This window comes from uncultured Litoreibacter sp., from assembly GCF_947501785.1.
GTDB lineage: Bacteria > Pseudomonadota > Alphaproteobacteria > Rhodobacterales > Rhodobacteraceae > Litoreibacter.
Genome location: NZ_CANMXB010000001.1, coordinates 3,394,322 through 3,410,262 on the forward strand (window position 1 = coordinate 3,394,322; position 15,941 = coordinate 3,410,262).

Annotated in this window: 14 protein-coding genes; 5 read left to right on the forward strand and 9 right to left on the reverse strand. The window is 59.9% G+C overall.

Annotated elements, in window-relative coordinates:
- The first annotated feature begins 428 nt into the window (after positions 1 to 428).
- Positions 429 to 1,415, forward strand: coding sequence for an NAD(P)-dependent alcohol dehydrogenase (locus Q0899_RS16870; protein WP_299194304.1), 987 nt, complete (start codon positions 429 to 431; stop codon positions 1,413 to 1,415).
- Between the two features lie 539 nt (positions 1,416 to 1,954).
- Here the strand turns inward: Q0899_RS16870 and Q0899_RS16875 are convergent.
- Positions 1,955 to 2,860: a LysR family transcriptional regulator gene (locus Q0899_RS16875; RefSeq protein ID WP_299194306.1), complete on the reverse strand. Its 906-nt coding sequence runs from the start codon at positions 2,858 to 2,860 to the stop codon at positions 1,955 to 1,957.
- 98 nt (positions 2,861 to 2,958) lie between these two features.
- On the opposite strand from Q0899_RS16875, the gene Q0899_RS16880 reads away from it, so the two are divergent.
- Entirely contained in the window at positions 2,959 to 3,765 is an 807-nt protein-coding gene (locus Q0899_RS16880; RefSeq protein WP_299194308.1) for an SDR family NAD(P)-dependent oxidoreductase, read from the forward strand.
- A gap of 1 nt (position 3,766) precedes the next feature.
- Complete coding sequence (locus Q0899_RS16885; RefSeq protein WP_299194310.1) at positions 3,767 to 4,153, forward strand: hypothetical protein; 387 nt, start codon at positions 3,767 to 3,769, stop codon at positions 4,151 to 4,153.
- A 319-nt stretch (positions 4,154 to 4,472) separates the two neighbouring features.
- Here the strand turns inward: Q0899_RS16885 and Q0899_RS16890 are convergent, their stop codons facing one another.
- A complete protein-coding gene (locus tag Q0899_RS16890) occupies positions 4,473 to 5,435 on the reverse strand; it encodes an acetyl-CoA carboxylase carboxyltransferase subunit alpha (protein WP_298297981.1) in 963 nt (320 codons plus the stop codon).
- Between the two features lie 119 nt (positions 5,436 to 5,554).
- Here Q0899_RS16890 and Q0899_RS16895 point away from each other — a divergent pair, with 119 nt between their 5' ends.
- Positions 5,555 to 6,391 carry a GyrI-like domain-containing protein gene (locus tag Q0899_RS16895; protein ID WP_299194313.1) on the forward strand — a complete coding sequence of 279 codons (837 nt, stop codon included), beginning with the start codon at positions 5,555 to 5,557 and terminating at the stop codon, positions 6,389 to 6,391.
- A 114-nt stretch (positions 6,392 to 6,505) separates the two neighbouring features.
- On the opposite strand, the gene Q0899_RS16900 is transcribed toward Q0899_RS16895, so the two are convergent.
- From Q0899_RS16900 to Q0899_RS16925, 6 genes are all read right to left on the reverse strand, one after another.
- On the reverse strand, positions 6,506 to 7,462 hold the full coding sequence (locus tag Q0899_RS16900; protein WP_299194315.1) for an L-malyl-CoA/beta-methylmalyl-CoA lyase: 957 nt from the start codon (positions 7,460 to 7,462) through the stop codon (positions 6,506 to 6,508).
- Positions 7,463 to 7,629: 167 nt separating this feature from the next.
- Positions 7,630 to 9,126, reverse strand: coding sequence for an AMP-binding protein (locus Q0899_RS16905; protein WP_299194317.1), 1,497 nt, complete (start codon positions 9,124 to 9,126; stop codon positions 7,630 to 7,632).
- Entirely contained in the window at positions 9,123 to 10,577 is a 1,455-nt protein-coding gene (locus tag Q0899_RS16910) for an aldehyde dehydrogenase family protein (protein WP_299195401.1), read from the reverse strand. Before Q0899_RS16910 ends, Q0899_RS16905 begins: the two co-directional genes overlap by 4 nt.
- 6 nt (positions 10,578 to 10,583) lie before the next feature.
- A complete protein-coding gene (locus tag Q0899_RS16915) occupies positions 10,584 to 11,552 on the reverse strand; it encodes a tripartite tricarboxylate transporter substrate binding protein (protein ID WP_299194319.1) in 969 nt (322 codons plus the stop codon).
- Between the two features lie 45 nt (positions 11,553 to 11,597).
- Positions 11,598 to 12,068 carry a tripartite tricarboxylate transporter TctB family protein gene (locus Q0899_RS16920; protein ID WP_299194321.1) on the reverse strand — a complete coding sequence of 157 codons (471 nt, stop codon included), beginning with the start codon at positions 12,066 to 12,068 and terminating at the stop codon, positions 11,598 to 11,600.
- Positions 12,065 to 13,576, reverse strand: coding sequence for a tripartite tricarboxylate transporter permease (locus Q0899_RS16925; RefSeq protein WP_298298002.1), 1,512 nt, complete (start codon positions 13,574 to 13,576; stop codon positions 12,065 to 12,067). Before Q0899_RS16925 ends, Q0899_RS16920 begins: the two co-directional genes overlap by 4 nt.
- Positions 13,577 to 13,680: 104 nt before the next feature.
- Here Q0899_RS16925 and Q0899_RS16930 point away from each other — a divergent pair, with 104 nt between their 5' ends.
- Entirely contained in the window at positions 13,681 to 14,706 is a 1,026-nt protein-coding gene (locus Q0899_RS16930; protein WP_299194323.1) for a LacI family DNA-binding transcriptional regulator, read from the forward strand.
- Between the two features lie 61 nt (positions 14,707 to 14,767).
- Here Q0899_RS16930 and Q0899_RS16935 read toward each other — a convergent pair whose 3' ends face one another.
- Complete coding sequence (locus Q0899_RS16935; RefSeq protein WP_299194325.1) at positions 14,768 to 15,937, reverse strand: MalY/PatB family protein; 1,170 nt, start codon at positions 15,935 to 15,937, stop codon at positions 14,768 to 14,770.
- Positions 15,938 to 15,941 lie beyond the last annotated feature (4 nt).

Sequence of the window (15,941 nt, forward strand, 5' to 3'; positions counted from 1 at the left end):
CAAGAGTCCACATCCTTCGCCAATTCCCGTCGGTCGGGACTACCGATCGAGCTTTGTTCACAGGGCAAAAGGTCAGGCCTTGTTCGCACAATCGGTTCATTACATCCCGGTCGTCGCGCAGCTTCAGTCACAATTGCCTCTTTCACCGCTCGTCCGTACATACAATTTTGCATACCCCTCAGGCATTTTTCGTCAATTGTTCGTAGCTTGGCGCAAGTCTAGTTGTCCAAGCAATCGAGCTGACGCCTTCCAAACCAAAGGCCATGACGTGGGTTCTTGATGGGCGGTGGTTTGGAGGGTGAGTAGGTAGTGATTGGCCACTGTAAGTCAGACATAATCTCTCGGTTCTCAAACTTCACATAGTTTGGTGAAGTCAAACGCGACCCAGTCGCCAAGAAAGGGATCGTCCCTGAAGGTCGAGAGAAATAATGCGCGCTATCATTTATCGTCGATATGGTGACCCGAAGAAAGTACTGGTTCTGGTGAAGGGTTCAAAGGTCCCTAGCCCAAAAGCAAACGAAGTATTGGTGAAAATCGAAAGCAGTTCGGTCAATGCCGCTGATCATCATATGGTGAGAGCGAAATACCTCATAGTTCGGCTAATTCTGGGTCCCTTCAGGCCAGCAAAGAAGTACAAAACCCCCGGGATGGATGTTGCCGGAACAGTTCAGGCCCTTGGGGCAGGGGTCAGGTCCTTTGAGATAGGGGACGCCGTAGTCGCAGATATTAGAAAGAGCTTCGGCGGCGGTTACGCCGAATTCGCGGTCGTAAAGGTTGCTGATTTGGTTAGGAAACCGGACGAGGTATCTTTTGCCGAAGCCGCTACGGTCCCTATTTCGGGTCAAGCTGCCATGATGGCAATATCTTTGAGCGAGGTTAGCCCCGGCGATAGGGTGCTCGTGAACGGTGCATCGGGGGGTGTAGGATCATATGCTGTTTTGATAGCCAAGGCGCTGGGGGCCCAAGTGGCGGCGATATGCAGTACGAAAAAGGCCGAAGCTGTCAAACGCTGGGGGGCGGACGAAATCATTGACTACACAAATACCTCGATTGGGGATCTAGAGCAGGGTTCTTACGACGTCGTCATTGACGCCGCTTGCTTTAAAAGTCCGCGAGCCTATTCGGGCGTACTTGCGAATGACGGAAGATACGTTTTGGTCGGCGGAAGTTTTTACAGGATGCTGCAGGTTAAGTTCTTTGGTCGTTGGTTTGCGAAGAGATTTCAGAAATTCATGCCAGTGACCCAAAACGTGCCGGTTACAGAGAATATCGCAATCGTGCTCGACATGATTGCACAGGGTAGACTTAGACCGGCGATCCAAAAAACCATTCCGTTAGACGAAGTTGCTGAAGCAATTCATAGCCTCGAACAACGCAAGGTTGTTGGCAAGATTGTTGTTGAGAACCAGCTATGACAAAAACGCGCTCGGCGAATATCTATCTGCAAGTGCGTTTCTGATCATCCTTCCATTTACCAAGCGAGACAAAGAACCAAAAAACGCGGACTTCGGTTCCGGGACCTCCCACCCAAGGTGACGGCACCTCAATAGGCTGAATTTGAAACGGACGTTGCGGTCAACTTGGTCTCACCCGAATGCATGTGCTCTTCAACAGAGAGCGTGCCCAAAAGCTCCGTGCCCATGGGCGTATTGTCTTTTGGAATCGCGCAGGGTCAATCAGCCATTGTGCTGGTGCCCTCAACGGGCTTTTTCTTCAGGTTCACGCGGCCGACGGCGACCCAACTCCGGACGAGGTGGTGGTTATCTACTATGAAAATGCGGAAGCGGCAGATCAGTCTCGGGCGGCATACTCGGCTATCCCAAAGGAAGTTTCAGCCTTCAACGATGCGCATCTGACACCATTCACCTACTTGGTTGGGTCCGCGTCCCGCTAAGGAAAATCGAACTGGCTGGCCGTCAAATCGATAGCGACGGCTGGCCAGTCACAAAACTCTTCAAAGAAGATTAGCCCGCACAGTATCAGCTGGGAAAAACTGCGGTTGCATGGCCGTCAGACCATCAATCAGCACCCGCTTGACTTGCGATATCCTTTTGCTGGACCGCGTGTCAGAATTTGCCAACACCCAAAGTTCCGTTTTCAAGGGGCAGTGCAGTCTGCTTAGCAGTGTTAGTCTTGGGGTGCCGTCGCCGATCACCCGAGGGAGAAGCGCCACACCAAAGCCCTGCGCCGCCATCGCCGCTTTGGACGGATATCCATAGACAAAGTGGCATGGGCTTGCCGGGTCAAAATGGCCGCTGGCCCACTTAGGAAACGCACCGTCGTGTTCGGTCGTCAAAATGGGTGCCAATACAGCCGTTTCTGCATCAAGGTGTGCGTTGATGACCCCGGCCAATTCCGCGCAAGAATAAAAGCCCCAAGCGCTCTGAGTGACTTTCTGCCCAATCAGGTCAGGATCGGGAGAACCTGTAAAGCGCACAGCGATGTCAGCCTTTCGACCTGGTAGATCCGACAGTTGATCTTCAGTTTTGAATATCAACCGAATGTCTGGCGCAAGGCGGGGCAACTCTTTCAAGGCTTCGGCAACAAACCCCTCAATAGTGCCCGTGGGCACCGAGATATAAACTGGCCCGGACAAGTCCGAGCTGTGGGCCGTGGCAACGCGCAGTGCCTCGTCGTGGAGCCCCTCCATCTGCGCGGCCTGAGCCGCCACCTGAGCGCAGATCGGGGTCGGTCGCCAACTCAGCCCACTACGGTCGACCAATGCTACGCCGAGGTTGCGTTCAATCTCAGCCATACGCCGAGAAATCGTGGCGTGACTCAGTCCGACGTCTGCGGCAGCCAATCCCGCGCTCCCGCTGCGGTAAACGGCCAAAACAATCCTGAGGTCATCCCAGTCCATTCGGGTTTCGTACGATTTCGTACGAAACCCGTCAATCTCTGTCCATTGATAACCGGAGCGTTGGTGCTGACATTTCAACAAACAGCTTGGAGATTTTTATGAGAGACCCGCGAAAATACGGCGAATGGGCGGTGGTCACCGGCGCGAGTTCCGGCATTGGGCGGCAATTCGCGATCGGACTGGCCAAACAGGGGATGAAGGTCATCCTTGTCGCCCGCTCAGCCGATGCTCTGACACGCACTGCCTCGCAGGACATTGCGACAGAAACCAAAGTCATTTCCGCCGATTTGGCGACGCCAAAGGGCCGCGACTTGCTTTTGCATGAGATCGCCGGACTGGATGTCGGTTTGTTTGTGCACTCGGCTGGGAATGCCTATGTCGGTCCCTACCTTGATGCGCCGGACGCCATGGATGAACAGCTTATCGCTATTCATGTTTCGGCAACGGCCCACCTGACCCGCGTGATCTCGCAACGGCTGGAGGCACGCGGCGGCGGCGGGATCATTCTGATCAGTTCCGTCTTTGGGATGTTCCCGGTGCCATTTTCCAGCGTTTACGGCGCGGTAAAGGCCTTCATCCTAAATCTGGGCGAAGCTCTGGCGGTCGAGCTGCGTGACAAGAACATCGATGTTCTATCCGTGGCTCCCGGAGGCACCAAGACCCGCATGGGTGACCAACTTGGTGATGTGATCGACCTCAAGAAAATGTCCATGCCTATGGGTGATCCCGCGGTTGTCGCCCAAGAGAGCCTTGCGGCGCTCGGGCAGCGAGACACCATTGTGCCGGCGCGCACGAACCGGCTCATGACACGCATGGCCCAGCTGATGCCCCGCAAAATGGTGAAAAAGCAATTCGGCAAGATGCTTGAAGCCGCCCTGATCCCTCAACCCCAATCGGAGACCTGACATGCTGGGAATGATGAAAGAAAGTAGGAATTTGCCTATTCACGTAAAGCTTTGGATGGCGGTTATGGTCGTTACCTTCGCCGCGCAAGCGCTCTACTTTGACAGCTATCTGCATGTGACCAATCTGGTCACGTTTCTGATCACGGTGGGTCTCTTTGCGCCATTGTCATTCACCCTCACTCGCAACATCAACGTGCTTGCCGCCACACATTTCATCGCCTGGCCGACGGTGCTGGCATACGGTGTCTATCAAGTTTACTTGGGCCAAGGGCCAGCAGAACCTGTTGCGATGGTCGTCCTCTTGGCCGCTTATGCTGTCTTCTTTGTTTCGCTGGTGCTGGACTACCGGATCCTGTTGCAGGAGCTTTCAAAATCGCGGGCCCAATAGGGTGCTGTCGCAATAACTTCTGCGGTATGGTGAAGGCTCTGTCTTGGCACACCTTTCCAGCGAGCTCAGCAGATTGATGGAAACCGCCTTTCAATCTGCCGAGCTGGCCCTCGCGGCTCACGTGTACACCTAGATGCCTGAACGAGAATTGGCCGACAGACTATGACATGCCCGCAATTTGGTGGCGGCATGGCGCGTCGACCTCAACGATCACCGCCATCAGTACACGGCATGCGCGCTGTTGCGGCCGTTGATCCGGCATCAGGATCAGTCTGCCCCCAAAGCGACGGCAACCGCAGCGCCCTTGGCCCTTGATCTATCAGGCGGCCAGGCCCTTTGAGCCGAGTTCCAGATATTTCTGTCGCCGATCGGCGATCAGGGCTGCGCTGTCCAAGTTGGTCAGGCTCTTGAGCATATCGCTCAATTGCGCGCCGACCTTTTTGATCACCTCGTTACGGGCGCGCTGAGCGCCGCCGACAGGTTCCGGGATGATCATGTCGCAGACACCCAGCTTGTGGAGGTCCTGAGCGGTCAGGCGCAACGCCTCCGCCGCCTCGCGCATCTTCTCGGCGTCCTTCCACAGGATCGAAGCGCAGCCTTCCGGGGAGATGACGGAGTAGATGGAATGTTCCAGCATCGCCACGCGGTTGGCGGTTGCAAAGGCCACAGCCCCGCCCGAGCCGCCTTCACCAATGATGACCGAGATCAGCGGCACGCCAATGGCCAGGCATTTCTGCGTGGCGCGCGCGATTGCTTCTGACTGGCCGCGTTCCTCGGCGCCCTTGCCGGGGTAGGCGCCTGGGGTGTCGACCAGGGTGATGACGGGCAGGTTGAAGCGGTGCGCGAGGTCCATAAGGCGGATTGCCTTGCGATAGCCTTCGGGGCGCGCCATGCCGAAGTTACGCTCGATCCTTGTTTTGGTGTCATGGCCCTTTTCATGGCCGATCACGACCACAGGCACCCCGTCAAGCCGGGCCAGACCGCCCATGACTGAGTGGTCATCGGCAAAATTCCGGTCCCCGGCCAATGGGGTGTATTCGTCAAACAGCGCCTCGATGTAGTCCTTGCAATGCGGCCGGTCCGGGTGGCGGGCCACCTGGCATTTTCGCCATGGTGTCAGATCCTTGTAGAGATCGCCGAGCATTTTGGCTGCTTTTTCGTCGAGCGCGGCGGCCTCTTTTTCAATATCCATATCCTCGTTCTGGCGGGCCATGGCACGCAGCTCTTCGGCTTTGCCCTCAATGTCGGCAAGGGGTTTTTCGAAGTCGAGGTAGTTGGTCATTGTCTGCTCCGCTATGTCTTGCCCCTATATGGCGTTTTGGGCGCGGCGATACAACTCCGCAAGATTTGTGAATTGGTGGCATGTCATGTCAGTGTTGGAACGAAACGAAGGGCAATGACGTGAGCAATTCCTACGAGAAACGCCTGCTGCGGGTGATCAGCTATATCCATGACAACCCCGGCGGGGACCTGTCGCTGGATACGCTGGCGGATGTGGCGGCGATGAGCCGGTTTCATTGGCACCGTGTGTTCACCGGCATGATGGGCAAGACCGCAGCCCAGGTGACGCGCGAAATCCGGATGCACCGGGCGGCGTGCTGGCTGGTGCAGCAGGATTGGAGTGTCGCTGATATTGCCGCGCGTGTGGGCTACCCGAATGTGGGCAGCTTCACGCGGGTGTTTGGCGAGGAATTCGGGTTGTCCCCCGTGGCGTTCCGCAACCGTGGCGACCTGACCGGGTCGTTGCCTGAACCCCATGAAGGAGATTACCCGATGTACCCTGTTGACGTTGAAACCCACCCCGACCGCCCCCTGGCCGCTTTGCATCACAAGGGCAGCTACCTTGAAATTGGCGAGCAATTTCAGAAGGCTGGCACGATCATAGCCGCGCGCGGGATGCTGCCTGCGATGCGGGGCATGGTCGGATTATACTACGATGACCCCACCTCCGTGCCAGAGCCTGAGCTACGATCCCTGGCGGGTGTTCTGCTGGCCGATGGCACGGAGGTGCCAGACGTGATGGAGGACGTGACCGCGGATGGTGGGCGGTTTGCGGTGCTGCATTTCACCGGGCCCTATGCGGGGCTGAAGGCGGCGTATGACTATCTGTACGGGAAGTATATTCCTGAGCATGGTCTGGAATTACGGGATGCGCCGGCGATGGAGATTTACCTGAATGGGCCGCAGGATACGCCGCCCGATGAGCTGAAGACCGAGGTCTGCGCGCCGATCGTCTGAGGGTTTGCGCCGCGCTTGCGCGCGTCGCGACGCGGGGGCTTTGCCCCCGCATTTTTATGGGGCGCTGCCCCAAACCCCGGGATATTTTCGAACATGGAAAGGGGCTTTTGTTAACTACCCGTTAATCATTTCGAATTGTTTAACGATCACTTCGGCCTGTTTGATGGACGCGATGTCGACGAGGCGGCCCTTGTAGACGGTGGCGCCTTCGCCGTTGTCCTTGGCCTGCTGCATTGCGGCGAGAATTTCCCGAGCCTCGGTGACTTGTACCTCGGACGGGGTAAAGACTTCGTTAGCCAGCGCGATTTGTTTCGGATGGATCGCCCATTTGCCCACCATGCCCAACGTGGCGGAGCGGCGGGCCTGGGCGCGGAAGCCCTCGTCGTCGGAGAAATCGCCGAACGGGCCGTCCACGGGCAGCACGCCATGGGTGCGGCAGGCTGCGACGATAGCGGCTTGGGCCCAGTGCCACGGGTCGGACCAGTGTTTGGTATCCCCTTGCAACATATAGTAGTTTTCCTGCGTGCCGCCGATCCCAGTTGTCTGCATGCCCATGCTGGCGGCGAAGTCTGCCGCGCCCAGGCTCATCGCCTGCAGGCGCGGCGAGGCGGCGGCGATCTCTTCGACATGGGCGATGCCCGCGGCGGATTCGATGATGACTTCGAGCGCGATGTGCTTGGTGCGGCCCTTTGCGGCCTCCACGGCGGTGACCAGCGCGTCGACCGCGTAAATGTCGGCGGCGCAGCCCACTTTGGGGATCATGATCTGGTCGATCCTGTCGCCCGCCTGTTCGAGAACATCGACCACGTCGCGGTACCAATAGGGGGTGTCCAGACCGTTGATACGTACGGATAAGTGCTTGTTCTGCCAGTCAATATCGTTAATCGCTTCAATGATGTTGGCGCGGGCCTGCGGCTTGTCGTCGGGGGCTACAGAATCTTCGAGATCGAGGTTGATGACGTCGGCGGCGGAGGCGGCCATTTTCTCAAACAGGGCGGTGCGGGAGCCGGGGCCAAACAGCTGGCAACGGTTGGGGCGGGCAGGGGGCGTGGGTTGCAGGCGAAAGCTCATCTTGCGCGGACCTTCTGGGTAAGGAAATTACGAAATTGTTCTGCAAACGGTTAGGATATTGCGCAAGAGGATGCAAGCGCTGCGCTGCGGCATCGTCGCGTTAACCTTAAATCCGGCGTACACAGCCTGTACACAGCACGTACACACCCCGTCGTGACAGGCTGTCGTCACTCGGGTTGGGTTAATTCGGTCAGTTTGAGGCGCTGGATTTTCCCGGACGGACCTTTTGGCAGCTCGTTAAGAAAATATACATGATCGGGTGCTTTAAAGGCGCCCAACTTACCGATGCAGATGTCGATCAGCTCGCGGGCCGAAAGGCTTGATCCATCGCGTATCTTCACGGCGGCCTCCACCCGTTCGCCGTAGCTGGCGCAGGGGCGGGCGAAGGCTGCGGCCTCAACCACGTCTGCGTGGGAATAGAGCGCCTCGTCAATTTCGCGGGGGGCGATGTTCTCGCCGCCTTTGATGATGAGTTCTTTGAGGCGTCCGGTGACGTAGACATAGCCATCCGCATCCTTGCGGCCCAGATCACCGGTGCGCAGCCAGTCACCGGCAAAGGTCGCCGCAGTCGCATCCGGGTTCTTGAGATATTCGAGCATGACATTGGGGCCGCGAATGGCAATCTCGCCTTCGACATCCGGTGGGCAAGGCTGCAGATCCGGGGTGAGGATCGCCACGTCATTGCCGTAAGGCAAGCCGGGGGAGCCGATCTTGCGAATGCCGGGCGGCAGCGGGTTCGACAGGATTTGGGCGGCGGTTTCCGTCAGTCCCATTGTCTCGATGATCGGGACATCAAAACGGGTCTCAAACGCGGTCTGCACATCGGGGGAAAGCGCCGAGGAGGCAGACCGGCCAAACCGCAGGCGGGCCTTGGTGGCCGGGTCGGGATCGGCGGCACCGTGAAGGAGGTGGCTGATGATCGTGGGCACCACAGAGAACCAGGTGGAGGACGTCGCCTCCGCATGATCCCAGAAGGTGCTGGCAGAAAATTTGGGGCACATGGTGAGCGACCCGCCTGAGACCAGCGCGCCCATCACCGTCACGCAAAGCCCGTTGATATGGTAGATTGGCAGGACGCAGAGGCCGCGATCCGCCGGGCCAAGATCGTGCGCGACCGCCGTGGTCCAGCCACCGGCCAGCAGGCTGGCCTGCGTGTGGACCACGCCCTTGGGGCGGCCCGTGGTGCCCGATGTATACATCAGCAGCGCGTGATCTTCGGGCTTCACATGATGCAGGATGGTGAACAGCGTGCTTTCAGGGGCCTTGAAGCTGCTCATGTGATCTGGCTTGGTCAGCGCGAACAACTCGGCCACGTCGTCATGCACGAATGCGGTGCGCGCGTCGCAATGGTCCAGCGCATAGGCGATGGCGTCGCGCCCGGCGGCGAGATTGATCATCGTGGCCCGGAACCCGCCGTAAAGCGCGCCGAAGAGCGCCACGATGCCCGCCCGCCCATTGGGGTGCATGATGGCGATGCTTTCGCCCTTTTGATACCCGGCCGTGGTCAGCATCGAAGCGACGCGCGTGGCCTCCGACTGCAGCTCGGACCAGGTGAGGGTAGACCAATCCTCGGGGAAGACAAACGCGGTGCCGCCCTGCATCGCGCGGTGATCCAGCCAGTCGCGAATGGTGCCTTCGGGCGGGGTGTCGCGGTGCAGGATCATTTGCCTGCGTCCGCCCAGTAGTCAGCGAAGATGTCGCCCAATTTCGGCTCGTTGGCGGGGATTTCGCGGATGATCTTGGTGGTCTGCATGAAGTGCCGCCAATGCAGATTGTCGTCGATGGAATTGCCGCCCCATGACCCGCAGCCCATCGACAGCGAAAAGGGCATGCCATTGGTGAACGACCCGCCGGTGGCGAAAGTGTGGGCCTGATTGACGATGACGCGGCAGGTGGGGACGGCGGTTGCCAGCGTCTCCGCCCGCGCGGCGTCGGTGGAATGCAGGCCGACGGAGTGGCCTGCACCTTGGTGCGCAAGGATTTTTCTTGTCGTCGCGACTGCGTCGGCAAAATCCTTGGCCCGGTAGAGGGCGGCGACGCGGGAGAGTTTTTCGCCAGACAGCGGGTGGTCGGGCCCGATGCCTGTTGTTTCCACGGCGAGGAATTTGGTGTCGGCGGGGACGTCATTTTCCATGCCGAGCGCGTCGAGCATTTTGTCCGCATCCTGCGCGATGACGGAGCGGTTGAGGTGCCCGTCGGGCCAGAGCTTGGCGACGATGTTGGTTTCGTCTTTGACGTAAGCGCCGCCTGCTTTGGCCAGTTCTTCCATGAACTGATCGTGGATCGCGTCGATGGTGACGATGGCATTCTCAGAGGAGCAAGAGGTGGCGTTGTCGAAGGTTTTGGACGCTGTGATTTTCTCTGCTGCGGCTTTGAGGTCCGCGGTTTCGTCCACAATAACCGTGACGTTGCCCGCGCCCACGGCGAGCGCGGGGGTGCCGGAAGTGTAGGCGCGTTTAACGTTGTTTTGGGAGCCGGTGACGACGATGAGGTCGGAGATCTCCAGCAGGCGCTGCGTCTTGTCTTTGGAGCCGGGGGCGGGGACCATTTGAACGAGGGCCTTGTCCTCGCCGATTTTGTCGAACTCGGCATGGATGTAGTCCAGCAGCACCTCGCAGGCGGGCACACCCTTGGGCGACGGGGACAGCACGATGGCGTTGCCGCATTTGAGTGCGTTGATAATGTTGTTGGCAGGGGTCGCGGCGGGGTTGGTGGACGGGACCACCGCGCCGATGACGCCCATGGCGCGGGCGATCTGGGTGATGCCGGTTTTTGGATCGTCGGAGATGACGCCGAAGGTTTTGGCATCCTTGATGTCGCGCATCAGGCCCAGCGTTTTGCGGTGGTTCTTGGTGATCTTGTCGGGGACGTTGCCGAGGCCTGTGGTTTCCACGGCCAGCTCTGCCAGATGTTGGTTGCGGGACGGCTCCATGATGGCCCAGGCTGCGGCTTGAGCCGCGCGGTCGTAGCGGGTTTGGGACCCGTTTGCCTCGTATGCGGTTTGCGCTTTGCGGGCGCTGGCGACGATGGCGTCTACTTGGGCGAGGTCGTCATGGGCGTTCATAATTTCATGTCCTTGGACGGGGTTGGCAGGGCGCGAAACACGCCCTGCCAGAAATGACTAAAGACCTGCAAGCAGCTCTTTGAGGGTCTGCTCACGCTGTTCCCACATGGCGAGCACTTCGTCACGCGTCATGATGTGCATCGGGCTTCCGCCTGCTTTCATCTTGCCAGTGACGCGGCTGTTTTCGAACATGGTCGGCACGGTGGCGGCCAGCTTGTCGATGATGCCTTGTGGCGTGCCCTTGGGGACCATCACACCGCGGAAGTTCACGGATGAATTGTCCACGTCGAGGCCCGCTTCCATCATGGTGGGGACGTCCGGCATGAAGTCGTTACGCTCCAGATCGGCGACGCCGAGGATTTTGACGTTGCCGGCCTCACGCGCGCGGAAAGCGTCGGACAGGTTGTTGATGCCAGCCATAACTTCGCCCGCGATCACGGCTTTCATCGCCGCAGCGCCGCCGCCTTTAGTGGGGATATAGGCCATTTTGCATGCGCAGGCTTTTTCCATCTGCAGCGCCGCGATGTGGTGGCCCACAAAGAGGCCCGCGCCGGAGGTTGTCAGCTTGCCGGGGTTTTCCTTGGCGAAGGCGACGACGTCTTCCATGGAGTTGAATTCGCTGTCAGCACCCACGACCAGAACGGCAGGGTCCGCGCCCCAGTTGGCGATGGGCTCGAAGCTGTCGCGGGAATAGTCCACGCCGCCTTTGATCGACTGGGCGATGAAGTGGGGGATGTTGTAGGCGCCCAGCGTATAGCCATCAGCCTCGGCCTGACCGGCGAGCCAGTTCCAGCCGACGCGGCCGCCCGCACCGGGCTTGTTCAGGATGGCGATGGGCATACCCAAAGCGTCCTCGTTGCCCGCGGTCATGGTGACGATGCGGGCTTGGAAGTCGGTCGCGCCGCCCGCGCCGTAGCTGACCATCATCATGATGGGCCGTTCGGGGTAGTTGGCATGGCCGTCGGCGAAAGACGCTCCGGTCATGGCTGTCAGGGCGATAACGGCCCCCGCGAGTAGTTTTTTCATAGTTAGTTCCTCCCTAGGAATGGTGATTTCTGCCGCTTTTGCGGTTCAGAAGAAGACCTCTCGCGGTGTGTAAACCGTAAGCAGTTTTGCGAAGAGACCGTACATGACGAGCATGAAGCCCGCCGTGATTGCGATGCGCTTGAGCCATGATTTCAGCTGTCCGTGAGGGGCGGGATCATAGAGGCTTAGCAGGATAAAGAAGGCGATTGCTGTGGCGGTGTAGAAGCCGAAGCCCTTGGCCGCCCAGAAGATGTAGATCAGCGCGATGATCAGCCCGGGGGCGAGGTTTTTGACCTGCGTGGGCGTGATGCCACCCCCGACTTTGGTCCAGCCCAGGCAGGCTTTGGCGAAGGTCCAAAGGGCGAGAACGACGAAGACGGTGGCGATGAGGCGGGGGAACAGGAACGCCTCCGACGGGGTGGCGGTGTAGCTGACATAGGTGACCCAAACGCCGACCGCGGCGACGAGGCCGGAGCCGATCATGTGCTGGATGCGGGGCAGGGACGGGGCGCTCATGCGATGATCTCCTCTTTCGAGGTGTAGCGGCGGGAGCGCAGCTCCATGTAGCCGGAATAGGCGATGGAGGCGATGACGACGACGATCAGGAAGATGTTGAGCGCGCCGCCCAGGAAGTAGGGGCCGAGGCCGTCTGTGGCATTGGCGATCATCGAGCCTTGGATGAAGTTCGCCTCTGCGATGGGGCCGAGGATCAGGCCCAGGACCAGCGGGGCTGCGGAGAACCCGAAGCGTTCGAGGAAATACATCATCACCCCGAGCGCGGCCATGACGTAGACATCGCCCATGGAGCTTTGCACGGAGTAGCTGCCGAACACCGCGAGACCGAGGACCACGGCGGCCATGACGGATTGCGGGACTTGGGCGACGCGCGCCGCGACGCCCGCGACGTAAAGACCGAAGATGCACATCAGAACCTGTCCGATGAGCATGGAGTTGATGAAGGTCCACGCGACATCTGGGTGGTTGTCGAACAGATCCGTGCCGGGGAAGATGCCGTGGATCAGCAGCCCGCCGAGCAGGACGGCGGCGGTGGGGGAGCCGGGAATGGAAAGCGTCAGCAGCGGCACGAGGCTGGGGCCGACCATGGCGTTATTTGCGCTTTCGGCCGCGATCACGCCTTCGGGGTGGCCGGTGCCGAACTTGTCTCGGTTGGGGCTGAATTTCTTGGATTGGTCATAGGCCACAAGCCCCGCGATCTGGCCGCCGACGCCGGGGATCAGGCCGATGACGGAGCCTACGGCGGTGCCGATGCCCATGGCGCGTTTGTTGCGGAAGAGTTCCTTGAACGCGCCGGAGATGGGGTGCTTTTGCACCTTCAGCACCTCGGCGCCGTCGCCTTTGCGGCCCTTGGCGAACATGGTGATGACCTGCGGGATGGCGAAGAGGCCGATCAGCGCCGCGATGATGTTGATGCCGCCGCCCAAGGCGGGGTGGAAGATGAAGCGTTGCGCGCCCATGATGTCGTCGAAACCGATGGTGGCGAGCCACAGGCCGATGCAACCCGACAGCAGGCCTTTGACCACGGATTTGCTGTCGAGCGAGCCGATGACGGTGACACCGAGGATGGCGAGCCAGAACAAGTGGCTTGGCCCGAAGGCAAGCGCCCATTGTGCGAGGACGGGCGTCAGGAAGATCAGCAGCAGCACCCCGAAGATGCCGCCGACGGCGGAGGCGAGGAAGCTGATCTGCAGCGCCTTCGCGCCTTCGCCCTTTTGAGCCATGGTGTGACCGTCGAGCGTGGTGGCGATGTTGGCGGGGGCTCCGGGGATTTTCAGCAAAATGGCGGAGACCGCGCCGCCTGCGACCGTCGATGTATAGGCCGCGCCCAGCAGGATCAGGCCTTGCGCGGCTTGCAGTTGAAAAGTGAACGGGATCAGCAGCGCGACGGCCATTGTGGGCGACAGCCCCGGCGTCGCGCCCAAGATCAACCCCCCTATTGTCCCGAGCAGCAGCAACCCAAAGTTGATGGGTGTGAACACGTCACCGAAGTAATAGAGAAATTCCATTAAGGCCCTCCCAAACCCTATTGGCCGTCCATTGACACAAGAAGCTAAGGCATGAAAATAGTATTGCAAATGTTTTCATAAAACCGCTTCGAGAGGGCAGATTTATGGCGTCAAAGCAATCGGGTAAGGCCGATATCGTGGACGTTGCGCGGGCTGCGAAAGTCTCTGCCTCGACGGTGTCGCGGTGCTTTAACCACCCCGAACTGGTCAATCCCGCGACTCGCAGGAAGATCGAGCGCGCGATTGCCAAGCTGGGCTATATTCGCAACCGCGCGGCGCAGGCGATGCATGGCAAGAGGTCCGGCACCATCGGGCTGATTGTGCCGACGATCAACCACGCGATTTTCGCCGAGGTGGTGCAGAGCTTTTCCGACAGCGTCGAGCAGGCGGGGTTCACCATTTTGATGACCTCGCATGGCTACGACCTGGACCGCGAATACGACGTGCTGCGCAAATTGCTGGAGCACCGCGTTGACGGGATTGCACTGATCGGGCTGGCCCATAGCGAAAAGACCTACACGCTGATTGAACAGCAGCAGGTGCCGTGCGTGGCGATCTGGAACCACGACGCAGCTTCGCGGGTGTCTTGCGTGGGGGCGGAGAACTTTGCCGCCGGACGCATGGCGGCGGAGCATATTGTGGGGCTGGGGCATCGGCGTGTGGGCATGATCTTTCCGCAAACAGACGGGAATGACCGGGCGCAGGGGCGGCTGGACGGCGCGTGGGCGGTGTTGGACGATGTCGGGATCGAGGTGCCGGAGGCGTGGCAGATGGAGTCGCCATACTCTATTGCGCAGGCCAAGGAGGCGGTGGGGGAATTGCTGAACTCGGCGGACGTGCCTTCCGCGCTGATCTGCGGCAATGACGTCATCGCGCAGGGCGCGGTGTTTGCGGCTTTGAAGCTGGGGGTGCTTGTGCCGGAGGACCTGTCGGTCGTGGGCATCGGAAATTTCAAAGGCTCGCTGGAGATGGAGCCGGGGCTGACCACGGTGCATATCCCGGCGCAAGATATCGGGCGGATCGCGGGGGAGCAGATCGTAGCCACCGTAGCGGCTGACACACCCGAACTGGTGCGCGTCAGATGCGAGGTTGATCTGGTGGTGCGTGGAACCACGCGCGCCATCATTTAGGGGGCTCTGCCCCCGTCGCTGCCGCTCCTCCCCCGAGGTATTTTTGAAACAATGATGGGGGTTATTGCAGATCGCCGAAGGCGGTTTGCATGCGGGCGACGGCGTCTTCGATCTGGGCGCGGGGGGCGGCGATGTTGAAGCGCAGGAAGGCGTCGCCACCCTTGCCGAAGGTGGGCCCGGCATTGACTGCGATTTTGGCGTCTTTGGCGACGCGGGTGGTGAATTCTTCCTTGCTCATGCCTGTGCCGGAGAAGTCGACCCATGCCAGATAGGTGGCCTCCAGGTTCATGGATTTCAGGCCGGGGATGGCGTTGATGCCCGCATCGAAGAGTTTTTTGTTTTCCTCGATATAGGCGACGCAATCATCGACCCATTTGGCCCCTTCGGGGGAGTAGGCTGCCGTGGCCATGAACAACCCGAAGGAGTTGGGCGACATGCCCAGCGCCGCCATGCGGGCGGCGAAGGTGGCGCGCAGGTCGGGGTCGGCGATGATCACGTTGCCGGAATGGGAACCTGCGATATTAAAGGTCTTGGTTGTGGCGGTCATCATCACCAGCCGGTCGGTGATGCCCGCGATATTGGCCATTGGGATATGCGTCTCCCCGGTGAAGACCAGATCGTGGTGGATTTCATCGGAGACCAGCACAAGATCGTGGCGCTTGGCGAAGGCGGCGACGGCCTGCAATTCACCCTTGGTCCAGACGCGGCCGCCGGGGTTATGGGGGGAGCAGAGGATGACCATGCTTTCACTGCCGGTCATCTGCGCGTCATAGGCGTCGAAGTCCATTTCGTAGCGACCGTTTTCAAGCGTCATTTCGCATTCGACGACGTCGCGGCCAGCCGCTTTGATGACCTTGGCGAAGGCGTGATACACGGGCGTGAACAGCACCACGCCGTCACCCGGTTTGGTGAACGCGTCGACGCACATGGCGGTGCCGTTGACCAGACCGTGGGTGGTGAAGATCCAGTCGGGCTCCACATGCCAGCCGTGGCGGTTCTCCATCCACCAGCAGATGGCGGCGGTGTATTTGCTATCATCGCCGAAATAGCCGTAGACGCCATGATCGACCATGTCCTGCACCGCCTTTTGGATCACCGGCGCGGCCTCGAATTCCATGTCTGCCACCCACATCGAGATGCCGTCCTCGGCGGAGACGCCGTAGATCGCCTCCATCCTGTCCCATTTCACGCAATGGGTGCCGCGGCGGTCGGGTGGGGTGTCAAAGCTCATGTCG

Coding starts and splice junctions, on each gene's coding strand:
- Q0899_RS16880 (WP_299194308.1), top strand. CDS start 2,959: ATGAGAGACCCGCGAAAATACGGCGAATGGGCGGTGGTCACCGGCGCG.
- Q0899_RS16870 (WP_299194304.1), top strand. CDS start 429: ATGCGCGCTATCATTTATCGTCGATATGGTGACCCGAAGAAAGTACTG.
- Q0899_RS16930 (WP_299194323.1), top strand. CDS start 13,681: ATGGCGTCAAAGCAATCGGGTAAGGCCGATATCGTGGACGTTGCGCGG.
- Q0899_RS16905 (WP_299194317.1), bottom strand. CDS start 9,126: ATGATCCTGCACCGCGACACCCCGCCCGAAGGCACCATTCGCGACTGG.
- Q0899_RS16935 (WP_299194325.1), bottom strand. CDS start 15,937: ATGAGCTTTGACACCCCACCCGACCGCCGCGGCACCCATTGCGTGAAA.
- Q0899_RS16885 (WP_299194310.1), top strand. CDS start 3,767: ATGCTGGGAATGATGAAAGAAAGTAGGAATTTGCCTATTCACGTAAAG.
- Q0899_RS16920 (WP_299194321.1), bottom strand. CDS start 12,068: ATGAGCGCCCCGTCCCTGCCCCGCATCCAGCACATGATCGGCTCCGGC.
- Q0899_RS16915 (WP_299194319.1), bottom strand. CDS start 11,552: ATGAAAAAACTACTCGCGGGGGCCGTTATCGCCCTGACAGCCATGACC.
- Q0899_RS16875 (WP_299194306.1), bottom strand. CDS start 2,860: ATGGACTGGGATGACCTCAGGATTGTTTTGGCCGTTTACCGCAGCGGG.
- Q0899_RS16925 (WP_298298002.1), bottom strand. CDS start 13,576: ATGGAATTTCTCTATTACTTCGGTGACGTGTTCACACCCATCAACTTT.
- Q0899_RS16890 (WP_298297981.1), bottom strand. CDS start 5,435: ATGACCAACTACCTCGACTTCGAAAAACCCCTTGCCGACATTGAGGGC.
- Q0899_RS16900 (WP_299194315.1), bottom strand. CDS start 7,462: ATGAGCTTTCGCCTGCAACCCACGCCCCCTGCCCGCCCCAACCGTTGC.